Raw genomic sequence first — 18113 nt, 5'->3', positions numbered from 1 at the left:
TGACCGGATTTTCTTCCCAAGCCTTCAGGAGGTTCCTTTGATCATCTGCGGTCTCGATCTTGCCAGCACCAGCGGATTCGCTTTTCGCGACAGCGACAAGCACCGCTCATCCATCATCTGCGGGACCTTCACCGTCAAGAACTATGACTGGGAAGAAAAATACGCCATTGCGGCCAATCTCTTCCACCGTCTCGTGAAGGAGCACAAACCAGACTTCGTCGCGATCGAGCGTCCGGAGCACGGCGTCAGACAGTTCAAAAAGAAGGGCAAGGCCGATCTCACCGGCAAGGAAGAGACGGCCTCGACCATCAACCCGGCCGCCCTGCAGCTTACGGGCATAGCGGGCGCCTGCATTGCGATCTGCCAGATCCGCGGCATTCCGTACGGCACGATTGCAGCCACATCCTGGCGACCGGTCTATTTCGGCAAAGGCATCAAGCCGCCGGAGGGGCAGGACTGGAAAGACCTCGCCATCGCCTACGCCCAGCGCGAGCAGATCGTTCTACCGTCCACCAAGGCCGAACAGCGGGATGCCGCGGAGGCGATCGGCGTCTGCACCTGCTGGCACAATTGCGCCATCCCGGAAATCAAATGGATGCAACAGCGGTTCATGGAACTGCGCAGCGGGGCATTCGATGCGAAGCGAAAGGCTGCGGCATGAACCAGCTTATCACGCGCGCATCAATCGCCGACATCGCCCGGCACCGAGACGCAGCCCTGTCAGCCTTTCAGCGAGCGAGAGCAGCAGAAGAAGAAGCCAAAGCCCAGATGGCCGAGGCCGCTCGTATCCTTAAGGTAGCCGCGCCGTTCGCCGCCGGATTGTTTTCGACCCATGACGTGAAGGACATGACCGACCGTCACTATATCGACGGGCGCGTCTGGGACTCGGTGATCCACTCGACCGAGCTCAACCACTTGATGGACAAGAAGGCGAAGGACGATCTGCGCCAGCAGCTCATGACCGACGCACCGGAATTCACGGAAGAAAACGCTTACGCGACGATCGAGCACTTCATGGCAGAAGCCGGCATGATCTTCCGCCGCGGCATCGCGGAGATGTTCTCCAACCTAGATCGGCGCTTTCGATCGCATACCGGCTGGAAGATTGGCAGCCGTGTCATCCTGACGAGCGCTTTCGATTGCTGGGGGCACTGGAACTATTACCGAGATCATCGGTCGACGCTGCAGGACATCGAACGGACGTTTCTTCTCCTCGATGGCCGGAAGCCAGTTTCAGATTATGCCGGGATCGTCGGGGAAATCGACTGCGTCCGTATGACCGACGGTTTCAGGAACGCGCGCCAAACGGAAGTGCAGAGCGAATTCTACACCGTCCGGATCTTCAAGAATGGCAACGCTCATCTCTGGTTCAAGCGCGACGACCTGGTGGCGCGAGCCAACCGGATGATTGGTGAATACTACGGCGAGGTCATCCCGGAAGAGCGCAAGCCAGAGGATGACGGCGGACTGCATGAGCCGAAGCGTGAGATGGCTCGCAATTACGGCTTCTTCCCGACTCCGGACAGCCTAGCGGAGCGCACGGTCGAGGCCGCCAGCTTGTGGACGAGGGACGGCAAGCTCCGCGTTCTGGAACCATCCGCGGGCACCGGCCAGCTTTCCAGACGTGCGGTCAAGACCGATGTTTCGGTCGACTGTATCGAATGCCAGCCTCATCTTGCCAACGACTTAAAGGCATCCGGCATCTATGGGCGCGTCATCTGCGCCGATTTCCTGTCGCTGAAGCCGGAAACGATTGGCCTTTATGATCGCGTGATCATGAACCCGCCGTTCGACCGGGAGCGCGATATCGATCACGTCATACACGCTCTCAAGTTCCTGAAGGATGACGGGCTGCTCGTCGCGATCATGTCGGCCCACACCGAGTTCGCCGAAAGCAAGAAGGCGATCGCCTTCCGCGACCATATCGCCAGGCTCAACGGCACCTTTTCAGACAACCCACGCAACTCCTTTTCCAGCGTCGGCACCAACGTGAACACGATCACGCTGAAGGTCTGGAAGAACGGGAGAAAGGTCTGGTGATCGAAGCCCGCTCTCTTCTCGACGCCCGCTGCACCATCCTCGTTGGCGATTGCATCGAAGCCATGCGGACGATGCCGGCGAACTCCGTAGATTGCGTCGTGACGTCGCCGCCTTATTGGGGGCTGCGCGATTATGGCGTCGATGGGCAGATCGGACTTGAGCCAACGCTCGGCGAACACCTCGATGTGATGGTCAACGTCTTCCGCGAAGTTTGGCGCATCCTGAAGCCCACCGGCACTCTCTGGCTGAACTACGGCGACTGCTATGCCGCTGCGCCGAACGGTAAGAGTGCTGCGGCATATAAAGCCGACGGATCGGATGACCGAACGTTCCGCGACAAGCCGTTTTCAACGGTCGGGCCGATCTATGTCCCCAATTTTGAGAAAACCTCGAGGGTTGGCTCCGGGGCAAACAACGGCAACATTGCCGCGGCGCACGGGGGTAGGGTTGTCGCTGGCGGGCTGCTGAAGCCAAAAGACCTTTGCATGATCCCGAACCGCTTGGCGATCGCCCTGCAGGATGACGGTTGGTACGTCCGATCGGAGATCATCTGGCACAAGCCGAACCCCATGCCGGAATCGGTCTATGACCGCCCGACCTCGTCGCACGAGAAGATCTGGCTGCTCACCAAGGGCGAGGACTATTTCTACAATCACGAGGAAATCCGCGAGCCCGTCACCGGCGGAACGCATAATCGGCGTCCCGGGCCCAACAGTCGCCAGAACGTCGATAGGGTGCCGGTCACCCGCAAGAAGACGGTGGCGCCAGGGCTAGGTATCAAGAACAACAGCAGTTTCGATGCCGCGTTGGACAATCACACGTCCGAGACTCGAAACGCCCGGAACGTCTGGTCGATAGCACCTCGAGCTTTCCGAGAAGCGCATTTCGCCACTTTCCCGCCAGCGCTCGCCGAGCGCTGCATCAAAGCCGGTACTCCGAAGACGATCTGCTCTTGCTGTGGCGCTGCTGAAGGCTGCGGACCGATCTGCGAAGTTTTCGGCCGCGAACCCGGTGTCGTCTTCGACCCATTCGGCGGCGCTGGCACTGTCTCGCTCGTAGCCGAGCAGCTCGGCCTTCGCAGCATCATGATCGAACTCAATCCTGAGTACGCCGATATTGCCCAGCGCCGCGTCGATCCTCCTCGAGCAGATGAGGAGGCCGCATAATGTCAACGAATGCTCAAGCGCGATCAACGCCTAAGGAGGCCGGCTTCCTCAGCCGCGCGAATGAAGGCGAGCTGTGCTTTTTCTCTGGCGACCTTCCCGTCGATAGCGGCGAGACAGGCTCGCCGAGCAGCGGAAAAGGACTTCCCTCCTTTTGTGGGCCAAGAGGTCATCAGACACGCCATAGCATCCCGCGTGCTGCCTACACTCAGGAAATGATCGGAGTTCTCGATCATCAATTCGATTGGCTTGTCCCACAGATCGTCGCTCATCTTTTCACCTCAGAGGTATTCACCGCGGAAGAAATTCGCAGCCAATCCACTCGTTCCGGCAATCGGACTGAGGTCCCTGGTGCGTATGCGACTAAAGGCCGGGGTGCGCCTATGACCTTCCTCGAAGCCTTCACCAAGTTCGGTCCTGACGTCGAGCGTATCCCTCAGGCCCTCAACATCACCCTGCCAGCACCCGATCGCCTCATTAACGAGGCAATGGACCGCCGGATCACGGGCGCGCCCACCGCATCGATCGAGAAAGAAGAGGTGGCTGCATGAACGCGCACCCGACCAACATGCATAAGCGCAAACAAGACGAGTTCACGGAAGAGGAGCGTGCTCTCCATTTCGGCCATGCCGACGAGGTGCAGGAGGTTCCCTGCAATATTCTCGCGGAACAGGCGCTTCTCGGCGCGATCCTCATGAACAACGAGGCTTTGGACGCGCTGCGCGTACCGATCGAGCCGGAACATTTCTTCGAGCCGGTCCATCGCCAGATATTCGAAGCCGCCAGCGAGCTGCGCCGGGCAGGCCGGGTCGCGAACCCGGTCACGGTCAAGAACTTCGTCACCGACGGCATGGTTGGTGGGATCACCATGGCCCAATACCTCGCTAAACTGGTCCATGCGGCCGTTAGCGTGCTGAACGCGCCGGACTATGCCCGAGCTATCATCGAGACCGCCGCCCGCCGCGCCTGCATCGCTCTCAGCCAGAAGATGGAGCAGACGGCCTATTCCAAAGAGCTCGACATCATGGACGAGTTCGACGCGCTCCGGGCGAAGTTCGAAGCCGTCAGCCGTGCGCTGAGCGGCGAGGAGAAGACGAAGACGCTGGCCGAGGCGTCGAGGCGGTCTCTTGCCACCACAGCCGCCGCCTATCAGGGCAGAGGGCTGTCCGGTGTGGATTATGGCGTTCCCTTCCTGATGCAGATGATCGGGCCGCTATTGCCGGGGCAAGAGATCATCATCGGCGGCATGACCAAGCACGGGAAATCCTCTCTGATCGAGCAAATCGTGGCCGGCGCTGCGATCAACGGGCACCCGGTCTGGATCAATTCAGGCGAGATGAAGGACGAAGAGCTTGCCCGACGTGCTCTTGCCCGTCTGACTGATATCAAGGCTTGGCAGCAGGTGCGCGGGAAGGTCAGCGATCACGACTACGAGCGGCTCGAAACGGCTCGCCGCAACGCCGAGACGTGGCAGGACCGGGTGTTCATCCGTGATGACACCATGACGCTGCGCCAGATCGAACGCGACCTAGCCGAATTCTCAAAGCGCAACCCCGGCGGCATGGGCGTTGTCGATCACGTCGGCCTCGTCGAGAAGGACAGCAACCACGCTAGGACGAATGACGCCGAGTTCTCCTCGATCGTCACCCGCAAGCTGAAGGTATTCGCCGGCAACAACAAGATCCCGATCGTCGCGGCCGCGCAGCTCAAGAAGAACATCTTCGAGATCACCGATCGGACCATCAACCGCAAGACGTTCATGAAGGTGATCGGCCGGCGCCCGAAGGCTGCCGACCTGTTCGGGTCCTGCGAAAAGGACGCGGACCACGTCATCACGCCTTTCCGGGCGGAAGCTGTCATGGACGAGAACGAGCCGGCCGAGATCGATGACCTTCACATCGTCTGGGAAGAGGTCATGGGCGACGTCCGCAACAAGGCGGAGATCGTGCTCGCTCTCTCCAGGCATACCCGGTGGCCGCAGCGAAAGTCGGTCGGATGGGATGGGCCGCGCACGATGTTCACCGAACTTCACCAGAACCAGCAAGGGAGCTTCCTATGATCGAGCCGCTTATCGTTGACAGCTTTGCCGGCGGCGGCGGTGCATCGACTGGGATCGAGATGGCCTTGGGCCGATCGCCCGATATCGCCATCAACCACAATCCCGCTGCGCTGGCGCTGCACGCGGCAAATCACCCCGATACAGTCCACCTGTCGGAGAACATCTTCAAGGTCGACCCCCTCGACCACGTCGCCGGCAAGCATGTCGGGCTCGCCTGGTTCTCGCCGGATTGCAAGCACTTCTCCAAGGCCAAGGGTGGCAAGCCCGTGGAGCGCAATATCCGCGATCTCGCTTGGGTGATTGTCCTGTGGGCCGAGCGCGCCAAGCCGGACGTGATCATCATGGAGAACGTCGAGGAATGGAAGGACTGGGGGCCGCTCATCGAGACCGATAAGGGTCTGATGCCGTGCCCTGACAGCCGCGGCGAAACCTTCCAGAAGTGGTGCAAGGCGATGAAGCGGGCCGGCTATAAGCTTCAGTACCGCGAGCTTCGCGCCTGCGACTATGGCGCGCCGACGATCCGCAAGCGCCTCTTCGTCATCGCCCGTCGCGACGGCAAGCCGATCATCTGGCCGGAGCCGACGCATGGTGCACCCGATGATATCGATGTTAATTCAGGCCGGAAGAAGCCATGGCGCACCGCGGCTGAATGTATCGACTGGTCGCTGGCGTGTCCGTCGATCTTCGATACCGCCGACGAGGTTTGGGAAAAGCACCACCTTCGCTCGGTTCGTCCACTCGCTGAAAACACCATGGCCCGCGTTGCTCGCGGCATGAAGCGGTATGTCCTCGATGCCGAGCGTCCGTTCCTCGTACAGACAGGCTATGGCGAGCGGGCAGGGCAGCAGCCTCGCGCTATGGGCGTCGACGCTCCACTCGGCACCGTAGTCGCGGGTGGCATCAAGCATGCTGTCGTCTCGCCCCATCTTTCCGCGTTCTATGGTCCAGGTACAGGCGGGAGGGACCGGTCAGCGAGCGCGGAAGAGCCACTGAGGGTCGTTCCGACTGAGAACCGGCACGCGATCGTCGCTCCAGTTCTCACTTATGCGCAGCAGGGCGGCGCCAATCGTTCGGTGCAAGAACCCCACCACACCATTTGCGCCAGTAAAAAGGATCAGAACGCCGTTATCATCCCTACCCTTGTCGGGTGCGGCGGGCGGGCAGGGCAGAGCCGTCCGCGAGGCGGTGACGAGCCGTCCGCAACCATTACGGCCAAGGCCGACACTTGCGCCGCTGCCGCCTTCGTGGCGCAGAATAACAATGACAGCAGGCGCGTCGGTGGCGTTAACCCCGGCCGCTCTGCCGAAGAGCCGATGTCGACAGTTACTGCTTCTGGAGCGCAGCAGGGCGCCGTGACGGCTTTCATCTCGCGACAGTTCGGCACGTCGACTGGACACGATGTAGAAAAGCCTCTGGGCACCACGACGGCAGACGGCGGCGGCAAATCGCTCCTCGTCGCCCCATACCTTCAGGCCTACTACGGGACTGGCGATGGTGGCGAAGAAGACCAACCTTGCCGCACGATCACGACGAAGGACCGTCACGGCCACGTCGAAGCGTCTATCGCCGCACCGCCATTTACGGAAGACCAGTACGCCCGGGCGCGCGAAGTCGCCGACTTCCTCCGCTCCTATGGCTTCTGGGATGATCGCGAATTCGTCACGCTGACCGTCGGTGATGCAGAGTTTGTGATCGTCGATATCGGCATGCGGATGCTGAGCCCGAGAGAGCTCTACAACGCGCAGGGTTTCCCCACGGATTACGAGATCGACCGCGATCTCGACGGCAACCCGTTCCCGAAGAATGTGCAGGTCTCGTGCGTTGGCAATTCGGTCTGCCCGCCGATGGCAGCGGCGCTCGTTGCGGCCAACTGCAACCACCTCATTCAATATCGCGAGGCAGCAGAATGACGAACAAGTGTGACTTCGGAACGCACCGCCGCCCGACCGGCTGGATTGCCTGGTTCCGCCTATATCACCACGGCGAGAACAGGATCCTTCGCAAAGGCAAGGATGACATTCTTTTTGGTACCCAAGGCGAGGCAGAGGCGGCAGCCAAGAATGAGTTCCTCCGCCAGATGAACAGCCCGATCGTTGCCGAGTCGATCACCGGCCCGACCAGCAAGAAGGCGCTTGCCAAAGCACGACTGGAGAAGCTTTTCCGCGGTGGCGGTAAGACGGTCGAGGTCGAGAGGAAAGGAGCCGCAGCATGAACACGGTAGCCAAGATAAGCGACGGGAGGCAGATCAGCATCGCAACGCTCGCCCGCTTGTGGAACGAGGATGGCCTATCAGCCGCACAGATCGGCAAGGTTCTCGGTCTCACCCGTATGCAGGTTCTCGGCCACGTCCATCGTCATCGTGACGTCTTCAAGTCCCGCAAGAAGAAGCCGCTATACACCCGCACCAATGGCGTCCCGCCGAAACTCCTGCCTCCGAGACAAAAGCGGGAGAAGAAGGCAACCGACATCGAGAAGACCGATGGTCGCCATTATAGCGCCAAAGGCGTTCACAGGGCGCGCATGGAGGCCGCAGCGCGCGAGGCTGGTGAATTCCAGGCCGGCACCGCAGAGCTCCTTCAGATCGAGGAAACGGATCAGGACAGGATGCTCACCGGTAAGGAGCTGCATGACCTCGGGTTGCACGAATGCAAGTGGCCATTGAACAGCGGCCACCCCTTTATCTTCTGCGCATCCGGCACCGAGGCCGGTAACTACTGCACTCATCATGCGCGGCGTGCTTATCGGCCACGGGAGAAGAGATGACAGATCCGTCCGAGCACCCGGAGGCTTTGGCGATCTTCGCCGAGTACGGCATTGCCGTGGTGCCGGCGCATGTCATGCCTTCTATCGGTCAAACGAGGGCTATAGCCACGCTCGACCGCATCAGAAAGCGCCATGGCGAGGAACACGCGCGGTTCGTGGTCATGACGTTGGCAGAGACCGCAAACAACAAGGCGTTCATCGATGAGACGTCTCTCTGGGTAGTGTCGGACATGGTGCGAGCTGCGGCAAAGAACTTCCCCACTTTAGTCGATAACGACGTCTCCGCCTGGTTCGCATTCTTCGATGCTATCCCGCTGGGGTACCTACAATACTGGGCTTTCGACCTGGATGGGGTGGTCTCAAAACGACATGCCCTCGGGGGGATGATATACGAGAGGATGCGGCGGCGCTTTGGGGCGCTGGCGGTCCAGCCTGATCTTCTGGACGACAGACGAGGAGCAGCATGAACAGGGAAGAAATCATCGATCTCTTCATCAAGGGAGCCACGATCGAGAAGCGATTGCCGGCTGAGTTCGCGCGGCCCGAGCCGCTGAGAGCGCAGCACATCCCATACTTCCATACCGCCGAAGACATGCGAGGCTGGTTCTCCGTCGGAGGGCGGACCAGGAGCGAGCGCGTCGCCAACCGCAAGAAGATTGGCGACCAGCAGGAAGACGGCGACCTTGGACGCTACGTCGAGGAGCGAATGGCGCTCTGGGATCCGGATCACCAGAAGCTCGATCCGACGGACATTTCCGACTGGGAAAAGCGTATGAGCCTTGTCGCCAGGGTGACCGTCGAGAAGAACCGGCGCGCACTTTGGGCATGGTCCCGGGCAAAAGCCGGAGGCAAACCATTCACCAAATGGTGCAAGTCCGAAGGCATTCATGAAATGACCGGACAGCGCAGAAAAGACAAGGCAATAGCGGAATTAGTTCATCTTCTTCGCGAGGATGCGCAGCATAGTGAAAACGGTGAAAATGCTGTGTTGCCTCTACCCCCCGTTTTTTGGCATGTTTCAGATAACATCGCAGCCGACGCGCCGAGAGACGAGCGCACCGCCTACAGGGAACCGGATGCGAAGCCGATGGCCTGCTACTTCGATAGCGAACTGACCGATTTCGATTGGGCTCTCAAGCAAAACGAAAAACGCAGGGCGCGCGAAGCCAAACGCCGCGAGGAAGAGGCCAAGAAGCACCACGCCGCATGACGCGGCAGAGTTCATGTCGGAGTAGAGCAGCCCGGTAGCTCGTCAGGCTCATAACCTGAAGGCCGCAGGTTCAAATCCTGCCTCCGCAACCAATCGGGAAGGCGCTGGTAGCCCAGAATGATATGCGATCCCGGTTCGTTCGCGGTCGCCTCTGTCGTTCCTTCCCGAAGAGAAGGGATGTCGCAGAATCCGGTCTCTGCACCCAATATAATGAAACGCTAAAATAGGTCTTGATTTTTCCGCTTCTTCTCCTAATCTCTGCGCCGTCAAACGCGCTTTGATAAAGGAGATGGCTATGGCGACCAACCTGTTTGACGCACCGCTGTTCCTGAAAAAACCGCACTACATCCAGGAACTCGCTAGCCTCGAAGACGTATTCGACGTCCTTGATGACTGGCCCGAGGATGAAAGAGATAGTACCTACGAGGTGCTTGAAAAGGCTTGTCGCATGGCGGCTCAAGGGATCTTCCCTTTGCCAGCGATTCGGGAAAATTTTCGACGGTTCCTGATAAAGCGCAACATACTGGCGAATATCGAGGAAGTGCCAATCCTCGCTAAGCGCTCGACTAATCGCAACATCGGCTCATAAGCGCAGTACAGGCGCCAAAGTACCTTATCCAGCCCGCCCGGTGCGCCGAGGCGGGCTTTGTTTTGGAGAGCGAGATGGAAATCGAAGTGCAAGAGGCGCTCGAAGGTAAGCGGTGTGCCGCTCCCACCAATCGGAACGGGCTGTCAGGTCACGACCCGGCGAAGCCGCTCAAACCGTTTTCAGCAATGCAGCGTCCTTTCCGTTTATCTCGATGCAGGAGAAGACAACTGTTCCACGACCTTATCGAGATTGAAGCTCGCGGGCTTCTGTCGAGGCGGAAATTCTTCGAAGCTACTTAGCCAATCTGCCGCGAGGGTCTGAAGCGGAACCTGGACGAAGGCGTGGTCGGCGAGCCATTTGTCGTAGAGAATGGATTCATCACCACGCTCGAAAGGATCGGAGCGCAGGTTGAACAGTTTCGGAATGCGTAGCTCCTCGAATCCCCGCATCCAGACGCCGATACCATCGTGGTTCTGCTCCAAAAAGACGGCTTTCCAGTCGTTATAGCGAATAGACACAAGCTGTCCGTCGTCGTTCCAGTAGATGAACTCGCGTCGGGGGGCTTCCTTCACTTCACCCTTAAAGAACGGAATGAGATTATAGCCGTCGAGGTGAACCTTGAATGTCTTGGTGCCGAACGTTCCGCCTTTCAGGCACTTGACGACAACATCCGGATCGCCGCCTGCCGCCGCGAAAGTCGGGATCAGGTCATAGTGCGAGAATGTTTGGTTGAAGACGGTGCCAGGCTTTATGGTGCCGGGCCAACGGATGAGCATCGGGACCCGATAGCCACCCTCCCAGTTCGTCGCCTTCTCGCCGCGAAAAGGCGTGTTGCCACCGTCCGGCCATGACATGACTTCCGCGCCATTGTCCGTCGTGAAAACGACGATGGTGTTATCGGCAACCCCGAGTTCTTCCAGCTTCTGGAGCAACTGCCCGACATAACCGTCCAGCTCCACCATCCCATCCGGATAAAGGCCAAGGCCCGTTTTGCCTTGGGATTCCGGCTTCAGGTGGGTAAAGACGTGCATCCGCGTTGGATTGAAGTAGCAGAACCAAGGCTTCTCGGCCTTCTGCTGCCGGTCCATGAAATCCATCGCAGCGCCGAGAAACTCCTGATCCACGGTTTCCATTCGTTTGACGGTCAGCGGTCCCGTGTCCTCTATCCGTCCGTCGGCCGATGCCTTGATGACCCCGCGTGGTCCGAACCGTTTCGCAAAATCGGGGTTTTTGGGATAATCGGGATTCTCTGGTTCTTCCTCGGCATTCAGGTGGTAGAGATTGCCAAAGAACTCGTCGAAGCCGTGGTTGGTAGGAAGGAACTCGTCCTTGTCGCCGAGATGGTTCTTGCCGAATTGGCCGGTAGCGTAGCCCAGGGGCTTGAGGAATTCGGCGACGCTCGGATCCTCGGCTCGCAGCCCGATATCTGCGCCAGGAAGCCCGACCTTCGTCAGTCCCGTACGAATAGGAGATTGGCCGGTAATGAATGCAGCGCGACCGGCGGTGCAACTCTGCTCGCCGTACCAGTCTGTGAACAACGCACCTTCGGTCCCGATACGGTCGATGTTCGGTGTCCGGTAGCCCATCATACCGTGGTTATAGATGCTCGCATTGAACCAGCCGATATCGTCCGCCATGATCATCAAGATGTTCGGTTTGCGCTCCGCCCCTGACGAGGTGGCTTGCTGCGCAACCGTGAGACTTGGCCTCAATAACGGTAACGCGCTTGCAGCGAGTGCCGTGCTCGCCACGAGCAGGTCACGCCTGCTGAGACCATTATGACTTCCGCAAACTGCTGCTTGCTGCTTGTCGTCGACCATGGCGTATCTCCCTGCGAAAGAGGTAAAGCGGTATCCACGCCGAGAGGCTAGTGATCGAGCAAACAAAGGGAAGTACGTTACGGTAACATGACTGACTGTTACAGTAACAACGCTCGGCGGATCAGGGCTCGAAGTGGCGGCTGGGCTTCGCCTGAAGTCGGATTCCTTCTCCCGCCAAACCGCCGGCCGACACGATGTCGCCGTCACCCGCAAAACCATCGTTCTCTTCCTCGAAAGCCTCGACCCGGAGCTTACCGTCGGCGAGCTTCTCGAATACCTTGATCAGTAGGAGATTGTCATGACGACGAAAATGCGCTGCAAAGTCCGCGTCGGGTCTTGCACCCCATATCGCAACCCTGAGACGGGGGCGACCATCAGCGAAACACTGCGCTTCCACGGGGTAGCGAAGAATGATGGCCCGTACCCTGCCGATGGCAGCGATGAGAACAACACGTTCTCTAAATACTCCCCTTCGGTGGATTTCAGCATCATCGTTGCTAACCCGGCGCTCTTCGACAAGTTCACAGCCGGCGACACGTTTTACGTTGATTTCACGCCCGCGGCATGACCAGGGAACGCGAAGAAGACACCGAAGAGCGCCAATACAGCTCCGGCATTCGTCTCCCCGGAGAAAGCCTACCGAAGACCCACCCGGACTACGCAACAGACGGACTGACAGAGCCGCTGAAGCCGATCGTTCGCGAGGGTGGCGAAGAACAAGACGTTTCGGAGCCCGCGACATGAAGAAAGCTGTGATTGCAGTTCTATTCGGCATCGCCGTCGCCTGCATGGCTGCCGCTTTCCTCACGGCTTGTCAGTCGTATCAGCCGCCGGGTGAGGGGATCTGGCGGGCACTGTAGCCGGAATTATACGGGCTGCGTTTCGTCGGAGATAAAACGAGCTGTTGAGTATTGGACCACGATCCATTTTTCGACGGTGATGGTGCTGCGCAAGGTCTTCTCTGCCTCGGGCTTTATCGACTTGAACGATTTAACCGCCTCGTCGAGCGTGCCGAATTCAGCCCGGAGGGTGGTGTTGGGGAGTCGGTTCCAATCGGGCTTAGAGCTTCTTATCCATGTCACCCATCCAAGCTCCTCTGCCGCCTGCAGGAAAGCGAAGTGTGGGGAATTGCTTTCGTTAAGGTCATAGGTCGCGATAAACGCAGGCATGCGCTTTCTCCTGTGCTGGTTGCAGCAACAGCAGGGCACATCCGATTGAGTCGCGGAAGCGAATCGGTCGTTTGACGAGCCGAAATCTTCACGCTGTGCCCATTGTTCACGTTGTTCGACCTTTCCACAGGTGAAATCTAAATTAGACGGAAAATAGATGGCGGTTGGAAAGAAGACGGGAGGCCGGCAGAAAGGCACCCCGAATCGGGCCACAGCGCGCCGGGAGAAGGAGATCGCCCGATCGGGTACCACTCCTCTTGAATACATGCTCAAGGTCATGAGGAACCCAAAGGCGAGCAATGACAGGCGCGACGACATGGCGAAAGCTGCGGCGCCATATGTTCATCCGAAACTAGCCAGCATGCAGCACTCCGGTCCCAAGGGCGGCCCTATCCAAACCGTCGACCTCACCAATATGAGTGCAGATGACCTCGAACGCCTCGAAGCTCTCTTCGGTCCGCTTGCCGGTGGATCCGGCGATGATGATGAGGGCGATCAGAGCGGAGAAGGCGAGGCGAGCAACTGAGGCAGAACGCGAGCGCATCGCCAAGGATGCGGAGCGCATCCGGGCGCGCTGCAAGACCCTGGCTGGTTTCGTTCGTGAAGCATGGCATGTGCTGGAGCCTACGCAGCCGTATATCCATGGCTGGCATATCGACGCGATCTGCGCCCACCTCGAGGCGATAACGAACGGCACCTTCCTTGCGATGGGGCTTTCGAACCGGCTCCTGATAAATGTGCCGCCTGGCACGATGAAATCGCTTCTCGCTTCGGTGTTCTGGCCGGCGTGGGAATGGGGCCCAATGCAGATGCCGGGGATGCGGTATCTGTCGACCTCGTATTCTGAGACCTACGTCAAGCGCGACAGCCGCCGCATGCGTGATCTCATCAAGTCGGAGTGGTATCAATCTCTCTGGCCGGAAGTGAAGCTAAGCCGCGAGGGCGAGGCGTCCTTTGCCAATGATAAGACCGGGTTTCGCGAAGGCGTTCCCTTCACCAGCATGACCGGCGGCCGTGGCGATCGGGTGATCATCGACGACCCGCATTCGACCGAGACCGCCGAGAGCCCGGCCGAGCGGCAACGCACGACACGCATCTTTCGCGAATCCGTCCCGTCTCGTGTGAACGATCCGGAGCGGTCAGCAATCGTTGTGATCATGCAGCGCCTGCATGAGGACGATGTTTCCGGCCAGATCATCAAGCTCGGGCTCGGCTATCAGCACCTCATGCTGCCGATGAAGTATGAGCCGGAGCGGCAGTGCCATACGGCGCTGAACTTTGCCGATCCTCGATCAGATGAGGGGGATTTGCTCTTTCCGGAGCGGTTCCCAACGGAAGTGCTCATTCGAGATCAAAAGGCGCTGACAGAGTATGCAGTCGCCGGCCAGTACCAACAGCGACCAGTGCCCCGTGAAGGCGGCATGTTCAAGCGAGAGTGGTTCACCGGCAAGGTTATCCGCCAGGCGCCGGCCGGAACGATCTGGGTGCGGCATTGGGACTTGGCCGCCACGAAGAAGGTCACCGCGGCTAGGACCGCAGGCGTAAAGCTCGGATTGGCCCCGGACGGATCATTCGTTGTCGGCCATGTCGTCAAGACACAGGACGAGGGACAGAAGGTCCGCACCCTGATCAAGGGAACGGCGGAGATCGATGGCAAGGACGTCATGATCAGCCTTCCGCAAGACCCGGGGCAGGCCGGCAAGGTGCAGGCACAGGACTATGTGGCCCTCCTCGCCGGATACATCGTGAAGGCCGAGCCTGAGACGGGTGACAAGGCCACTCGCGCGGAGCCGTTCTCAAGCCAGTGTGAGGGCGGAAACGTTTATCTCGTCCAAGGCGAGTGGAATGAAGATTACCTCGACGAGCTCTGCCTCTTTCCGGGCGGCTCGTTCAAAGACCAGGTCGACGCATCCTCGGGCGCCTTCGGGCGACTGCTCAAGCCTCGACCGCAGCAAGCCCTTTTCGGAACATACGGAACCCGCTGATGCCTGATGCAAAGCCGAGCGACGTTAGCTCCGACTACAGGGCGATGAAGTCCTATTGGGATATGGTGGAAACCATTCTCGGTGGGGCAGACGCGATGCGTGCGGCTGGTGTGAAGTACCTGCCGAAATTCCCGAACGAGAGCCAGCCGGACTACGATTTCCGCCGGCAGAACGGGAAGTTCACGAACATCTTTCGCGACATCGTCGAGAACCTGGCGGCAAAGCCGTTTTCGAAGGAAGTAGCGCTCGGCGCCAAAGCATCCGATCGGATCAAGAAGCTTTCCGAGGATATCTCGGGGCAGGGCGATCATATCCACGTCTTCGCCGCCAATACGTTCTTCCGGGGCATCTCCTATGCGATCGACTGGATCCTGGTCGATTACACGAAGAATGTCCCGGCGAACGCCACCATCGCGCAGGAAGAGCAGATCGGCGCTCGCCCCTACTGGGTTCCGGTTCCTTGCGTGAACCTGCTGGCAGCATATTCCGAGATGATCGGCGGCATTGAGACCTTCGTGCATGTCCGCATCAAGGAGGACGTCACAGAGCGCGACGGCTACGGCGAGAAGACCGTCGAGCGGGTCCGCGTCCTGAACCGCAAAGTGATCAAAGACGAGCGAGGCGAGGTCATCTCGGCCGCACCGGCGACATGGGAGTTGCTGGAAAAGGAATCAGACGGGCCAAATCAAGCCGAGAAATGGGTATCGAAGGGCTCCGGTCCTATCACCATTGGCGTCATTCCGATCGTCCCGTTCCTGACAGGCCGGCGCGTCGGTCATTCATGGCGGGTGGTTCCGCCGCTGAAGGACGCCGCCTTCCTGCAGATCGAGCACTATCAGCAAGAGAGCGGGCTGAAATACGCCAAGGAGCTGACCTGCTTCCCGATGCTCGCCGGCAATGGCGTCTCCCCGATGATCGGCGAGGACAGCAAGCCAGTGCCGGTGCCGGTCGGACCGAAGTCGGTCCTCTATGCCCCGTCAAACGGCGATGGCCAGCATGGGGAATGGAAGTTCATCGAGCCATCGGCGGAGTCGCTGAAGTTCCTCGCTGATGACGTGAAGCAGACCGAGCAGCAGCTCCGCGAGCTCGGCCGGCAGCCGCTAACGGCGCAGACCGGCAACCTGACCGTCGTCACCACCGCCTTCGCTGCCCAGAAGGGCAACAGCGCAATCCAGGCATGGGCGTTGAACCTTCGCGATGCGCTCGAGAACGCGATGAAGCTCACGGCCATGTGGCTTCGCGAGGAGACGGAAGCAGAGGTCCAGGTCCATGACGACTTCGATCTCGATCCCAACGACGAGAAGGGGCCGGATTCGCTGCTGAAGATGCGCGAGGCCCGTGACCTGTCGCAGCGCACCCTGTGGAGCGAGATGCGCCGCCGAAATGTGTTGTCCCCGGAGTTTGACCCGGAAGCAGAAGAGAAGGCTATCCTGGACGAGATCCCCGGTGATCCGTCGGATGACGAGCTCGACGCGGCCTTGAACACAAAGCCTCCGGCTCAGAACGCAGCGTAACGCCAAACCAACCAAAAGGAACCATGCCATGCGCTATCTAGGCGTGATGCTCGGATATCTGTGCCTGCCGCTTGTCATAGCGGCGCTTCTGCTGTCTCCGCTGCTGATGGTGCCAGCCATGTTTATTCCGGGGTTCGCTGCCTTCAAGCGCACGAGCAGCCGAACGACCTGGAATGTCGCGAGCTTCCACAGCCCCCACAGTCTGACATGGTCGTGGGTTCTGTCCCTTCGTCGGCAGCCGCTTTTCACCTTCCGCCCGTGGGCACAATTCCACGGCGGTCACTTCCCCGGCTTTGGTGCAGGCTTCGGACAATTCATTTCCTTCCACGCCTACCGCAACAACGGTGGATGGCAGATCGGCTGGTCATTGCTCTGGCATGAGTTTCATCGCAGCAGTCAGCGGCCGATGTGGTTCAAGGACATTGTTCAGAGCCAATGGGACGATGCCGGGACCGGGCTTTCCAATGGGATCGAGCGACTGGCTCAAGAGGAATACCGCGAGGGTGTAAGCGCTGGCGCCGCTGCTCGCCAGTTGTGCCGCTGCCTCAGCCACAAATCACACCTGCGGCGCATGCTCGAAGACATGCTTGGCGAAGCGAACAAGTCATCGCATGATCGCTGGCGGATCCTCGATGCGTTTAGCCAGGCCGCGCCTGACGAAGCAGATACCGCCCGCATGGCGAGCTTTCGCTTCATGAACAACATTCCCGATGATCTGCCACCCAGCGGTGACGAGCAGGTCACTACCTCGGTTCACTAACCCGCAGATCAGGCCGCCTACGCGGTTTCACCACGTCGCTGGATCATTCAGCGGCGCGACTACCCATGCCCGCCGCGGACGCAAGAGCGGGCGAACGGAGCGGATGCTCCATAGCGACGGGCGGATGCCCGAGAAAGACCAGCCATGAAGCTCAAGACCATCACCCACGACGGCAAGACTTATGCGGAAGTGCAGGACGGCAAGCCCGTCTATGTGCATGACGACGGGAAGGAAGTCCCCTTCGACGCTCCGACGACCGCCGCCACCATTACGCGGCTGAACGGTGAGGCGAAGGCCCATCGCGAGGCCAAGGAAGCCGCAGAGACCAAGCTGAAGACTTTCGAAGGCATCGAGGACGGCGAGGCGGCCAAAAAGGCGCTGGAAACCGTCAAGAACCTGAAGGACGGCGATCTGGTCACCGCCGGCAAGGTCGAAGAGATCAAGGCTGCCGCGAAGAAGGCGGCGGAAGAACAGGTTGCTGCCGCAGCCAAGGCGAGCGGCGAGACCATCGCTACCCTGACAGGTGAGCGGGACAAGCTGCAGGCGGACCTCTACTCCGAGAAGATCGGCGGCGCCTTCTCCCGATCGAAGTTCATCGCAGACAAGGTCGCTATCCCGGCCGACATGATCCAGGCCCAATTCGGCCAGCGGTTCAAGGTCGAGGATGGCAAGACCGTCGCCTATGACGCGGCCGGCAACAAGATCTATTCCCGCACGAAGCCTGGCGAGCTTGCCGACTTCGACGAGGCCCTTGAAACCATCGTGGACAGCTACGCCCATAAGGACGCGATCCTGAAGGGAACCGGCAACTCCGGCGGTGGTGCCCGTCCTGGCAACGGCGGCCAGGGCAACGGCGCGAAGTCCATGAGCCGTGCCGAGTTCGATGCTCTGACGCCTGCCGAGCGTAGCGTCAAGATGGCCGGCGGCTTCACCGTCACCGATCAGTAATCCAGCCAAGCAGGCGGAACTTTCGCCGAATCCTCGGATGGGGAGCGGCGCTCGGGTCGGATGACCCAAAACAAACTCCCCATCATTGTTTGA

At 59.7% G+C, this 18113-nt stretch carries 20 protein-coding genes and 1 tRNA gene; 19 read left to right on the top strand and 2 right to left on the bottom strand.

Translation table 11 applies throughout. From position 1 onward, the window contains the following. Positions 1-37: 37 nt before the first annotated feature. The 12 genes from AC1DNW_RS20450 to AC1DNW_RS20395 all read left to right on the top strand — a co-directional run bounded on the left by AC1DNW_RS20450 (position 38) and on the right by AC1DNW_RS20395 (position 9824). Complete coding sequence (locus AC1DNW_RS20450) at positions 38-661, top strand: hypothetical protein (protein WP_477854181.1); 624 nt, start codon at positions 38-40, stop codon at positions 659-661. Then, the gene (locus AC1DNW_RS20445; RefSeq protein ID WP_477854180.1) at positions 658-2040 is read left to right on the top strand and encodes a DUF4942 domain-containing protein; all 1383 of its coding nucleotides are present in this window, start codon (positions 658-660) and stop codon (positions 2038-2040) included. Before AC1DNW_RS20450 ends, AC1DNW_RS20445 begins: the two co-directional genes overlap by 4 nt. After that, a complete protein-coding gene (locus tag AC1DNW_RS20440) occupies positions 2034-3206 on the top strand; it encodes a DNA-methyltransferase (RefSeq protein WP_477854209.1) in 1173 nt (390 codons plus the stop codon). The genes AC1DNW_RS20445 and AC1DNW_RS20440 overlap by 7 nt, the downstream gene beginning before the upstream one ends. Further along, positions 3206-3754, top strand: coding sequence for a hypothetical protein (locus AC1DNW_RS20435; protein ID WP_477854179.1), 549 nt, complete (start codon positions 3206-3208; stop codon positions 3752-3754). Before AC1DNW_RS20440 ends, AC1DNW_RS20435 begins: the two co-directional genes overlap by 1 nt. Then, entirely contained in the window at positions 3751-5262 is a 1512-nt protein-coding gene (locus AC1DNW_RS20430) for a DnaB-like helicase C-terminal domain-containing protein (protein WP_477854178.1), read from the top strand. Before AC1DNW_RS20435 ends, AC1DNW_RS20430 begins: the two co-directional genes overlap by 4 nt. Beyond that, on the top strand, positions 5259-7172 hold the full coding sequence (locus AC1DNW_RS20425; protein WP_477854177.1) for a DNA cytosine methyltransferase: 1914 nt from the start codon (positions 5259-5261) through the stop codon (positions 7170-7172). The genes AC1DNW_RS20430 and AC1DNW_RS20425 overlap by 4 nt, the downstream gene beginning before the upstream one ends. Continuing rightward, positions 7169-7474, top strand: coding sequence for a hypothetical protein (locus tag AC1DNW_RS20420; protein WP_477854176.1), 306 nt, complete (start codon positions 7169-7171; stop codon positions 7472-7474). Before AC1DNW_RS20425 ends, AC1DNW_RS20420 begins: the two co-directional genes overlap by 4 nt. Further along, positions 7471-8025, top strand: coding sequence for a GcrA family cell cycle regulator (locus AC1DNW_RS20415; RefSeq protein ID WP_477854175.1), 555 nt, complete (start codon positions 7471-7473; stop codon positions 8023-8025). Before AC1DNW_RS20420 ends, AC1DNW_RS20415 begins: the two co-directional genes overlap by 4 nt. Beyond that, positions 8022-8492 carry a hypothetical protein gene (locus AC1DNW_RS20410; RefSeq protein ID WP_477854174.1) on the top strand — a complete coding sequence of 157 codons (471 nt, stop codon included), beginning with the start codon at positions 8022-8024 and terminating at the stop codon, positions 8490-8492. Before AC1DNW_RS20415 ends, AC1DNW_RS20410 begins: the two co-directional genes overlap by 4 nt. Then, a complete protein-coding gene (locus tag AC1DNW_RS20405) occupies positions 8489-9235 on the top strand; it encodes a hypothetical protein (protein WP_477854173.1) in 747 nt (248 codons plus the stop codon). Before AC1DNW_RS20410 ends, AC1DNW_RS20405 begins: the two co-directional genes overlap by 4 nt. Positions 9236-9249: 14 nt before the next feature. Then, positions 9250-9327: transfer RNA gene (locus AC1DNW_RS20400), tRNA-Met, on the top strand. Positions 9328-9530: 203 nt separating this feature from the next. Continuing rightward, positions 9531-9824 carry a DUF982 domain-containing protein gene (locus tag AC1DNW_RS20395; protein WP_115035249.1) on the top strand — a complete coding sequence of 98 codons (294 nt, stop codon included), beginning with the start codon at positions 9531-9533 and terminating at the stop codon, positions 9822-9824. Positions 9825-10027: 203 nt separating this feature from the next. Here the strand turns inward: AC1DNW_RS20395 and AC1DNW_RS20390 are convergent, their stop codons facing one another. Further along, on the bottom strand, positions 10028-11644 hold the full coding sequence (locus tag AC1DNW_RS20390; protein ID WP_115035248.1) for an arylsulfatase: 1617 nt from the start codon (positions 11642-11644) through the stop codon (positions 10028-10030). A 133-nt stretch (positions 11645-11777) separates the two neighbouring features. Here AC1DNW_RS20390 and AC1DNW_RS20385 point away from each other — a divergent pair, with 133 nt between their 5' ends. Both AC1DNW_RS20385 and AC1DNW_RS20380 read left to right on the top strand, forming a co-directional pair. After that, positions 11778-11933, top strand: coding sequence for a hypothetical protein (locus AC1DNW_RS20385; RefSeq protein ID WP_477854172.1), 156 nt, complete (start codon positions 11778-11780; stop codon positions 11931-11933). Between the two features lie 9 nt (positions 11934-11942). After that, positions 11943-12212 (top strand): hypothetical protein, encoded by a 270-nt coding sequence (locus tag AC1DNW_RS20380; protein ID WP_115035247.1) that lies wholly within the window; start codon positions 11943-11945, stop codon positions 12210-12212. 298 nt (positions 12213-12510) lie between these two features. Here the strand turns inward: AC1DNW_RS20380 and AC1DNW_RS20375 are convergent, their stop codons facing one another. Beyond that, entirely contained in the window at positions 12511-12813 is a 303-nt protein-coding gene (locus AC1DNW_RS20375) for a hypothetical protein (protein ID WP_477854171.1), read from the bottom strand. A 157-nt stretch (positions 12814-12970) separates the two neighbouring features. Between AC1DNW_RS20375 and AC1DNW_RS20370 the strand changes: the two genes are divergently transcribed. The 5 genes from AC1DNW_RS20370 to AC1DNW_RS20350 all read left to right on the top strand — a co-directional run bounded on the left by AC1DNW_RS20370 (position 12971) and on the right by AC1DNW_RS20350 (position 18020). Beyond that, positions 12971-13339, top strand: a complete 369-nt coding sequence (locus tag AC1DNW_RS20370) for a hypothetical protein (protein WP_477854170.1) — start codon at positions 12971-12973, stop codon at positions 13337-13339. Positions 13340-13565: 226 nt separating this feature from the next. Beyond that, on the top strand, positions 13566-14798 hold the full coding sequence (terL, locus tag AC1DNW_RS20365) for a phage terminase large subunit (protein WP_477854169.1): 1233 nt from the start codon (positions 13566-13568) through the stop codon (positions 14796-14798). Then, the gene (locus AC1DNW_RS20360; protein ID WP_477854168.1) at positions 14798-16312 is read left to right on the top strand and encodes a DUF4055 domain-containing protein; all 1515 of its coding nucleotides are present in this window, start codon (positions 14798-14800) and stop codon (positions 16310-16312) included. Before terL ends, AC1DNW_RS20360 begins: the two co-directional genes overlap by 1 nt. Before the next feature lie 28 nt (positions 16313-16340). After that, positions 16341-17072 carry a hypothetical protein gene (locus AC1DNW_RS20355; protein ID WP_477854167.1) on the top strand — a complete coding sequence of 244 codons (732 nt, stop codon included), beginning with the start codon at positions 16341-16343 and terminating at the stop codon, positions 17070-17072. A gap of 144 nt (positions 17073-17216) precedes the next feature. Next, positions 17217-18020, top strand: a complete 804-nt coding sequence (locus AC1DNW_RS20350) for a DUF6651 domain-containing protein (protein ID WP_477854166.1) — start codon at positions 17217-17219, stop codon at positions 18018-18020. Positions 18021-18113 lie beyond the last annotated feature (93 nt).

The sequence above is a fragment of the Rhizobium sp. 05L429 genome (assembly GCF_056397645.1).
Note: the sequence above shows the minus strand (reverse complement) of the source record. Positions and strands in the feature narration are given on the sequence as shown.

Excerpts from the sequence above, each read along its gene's own strand:
- AC1DNW_RS20370 (WP_477854170.1), top strand. The coding sequence starts at position 12,971 with ATGGCGGTTGGAAAGAAGACGGGAGGCCGGCAGAAAGGCACCCCGAAT.
- AC1DNW_RS20350 (WP_477854166.1), top strand. The coding sequence starts at position 17,217 with ATGAAGCTCAAGACCATCACCCACGACGGCAAGACTTATGCGGAAGTG.
- AC1DNW_RS20395 (WP_115035249.1), top strand. The coding sequence starts at position 9,531 with ATGGCGACCAACCTGTTTGACGCACCGCTGTTCCTGAAAAAACCGCAC.
- AC1DNW_RS20430 (WP_477854178.1), top strand. The coding sequence starts at position 3,751 with ATGAACGCGCACCCGACCAACATGCATAAGCGCAAACAAGACGAGTTC.
- AC1DNW_RS20415 (WP_477854175.1), top strand. The coding sequence starts at position 7,471 with ATGAACACGGTAGCCAAGATAAGCGACGGGAGGCAGATCAGCATCGCA.
- AC1DNW_RS20410 (WP_477854174.1), top strand. The coding sequence starts at position 8,022 with ATGACAGATCCGTCCGAGCACCCGGAGGCTTTGGCGATCTTCGCCGAG.
- AC1DNW_RS20435 (WP_477854179.1), top strand. The coding sequence starts at position 3,206 with ATGTCAACGAATGCTCAAGCGCGATCAACGCCTAAGGAGGCCGGCTTC.
- AC1DNW_RS20360 (WP_477854168.1), top strand. The coding sequence starts at position 14,798 with ATGCCTGATGCAAAGCCGAGCGACGTTAGCTCCGACTACAGGGCGATG.
- AC1DNW_RS20390 (WP_115035248.1), bottom strand. The coding sequence starts at position 11,644 with ATGGTCGACGACAAGCAGCAAGCAGCAGTTTGCGGAAGTCATAATGGT.
- AC1DNW_RS20425 (WP_477854177.1), top strand. The coding sequence starts at position 5,259 with ATGATCGAGCCGCTTATCGTTGACAGCTTTGCCGGCGGCGGCGGTGCA.
- AC1DNW_RS20355 (WP_477854167.1), top strand. The coding sequence starts at position 16,341 with ATGCGCTATCTAGGCGTGATGCTCGGATATCTGTGCCTGCCGCTTGTC.
- AC1DNW_RS20380 (WP_115035247.1), top strand. The coding sequence starts at position 11,943 with ATGACGACGAAAATGCGCTGCAAAGTCCGCGTCGGGTCTTGCACCCCA.
- AC1DNW_RS20445 (WP_477854180.1), top strand. The coding sequence starts at position 658 with ATGAACCAGCTTATCACGCGCGCATCAATCGCCGACATCGCCCGGCAC.
- AC1DNW_RS20375 (WP_477854171.1), bottom strand. The coding sequence starts at position 12,813 with ATGCCTGCGTTTATCGCGACCTATGACCTTAACGAAAGCAATTCCCCA.
- AC1DNW_RS20405 (WP_477854173.1), top strand. The coding sequence starts at position 8,489 with ATGAACAGGGAAGAAATCATCGATCTCTTCATCAAGGGAGCCACGATC.
- terL (WP_477854169.1), top strand. The coding sequence starts at position 13,566 with ATGAAATCGCTTCTCGCTTCGGTGTTCTGGCCGGCGTGGGAATGGGGC.
- AC1DNW_RS20420 (WP_477854176.1), top strand. The coding sequence starts at position 7,169 with ATGACGAACAAGTGTGACTTCGGAACGCACCGCCGCCCGACCGGCTGG.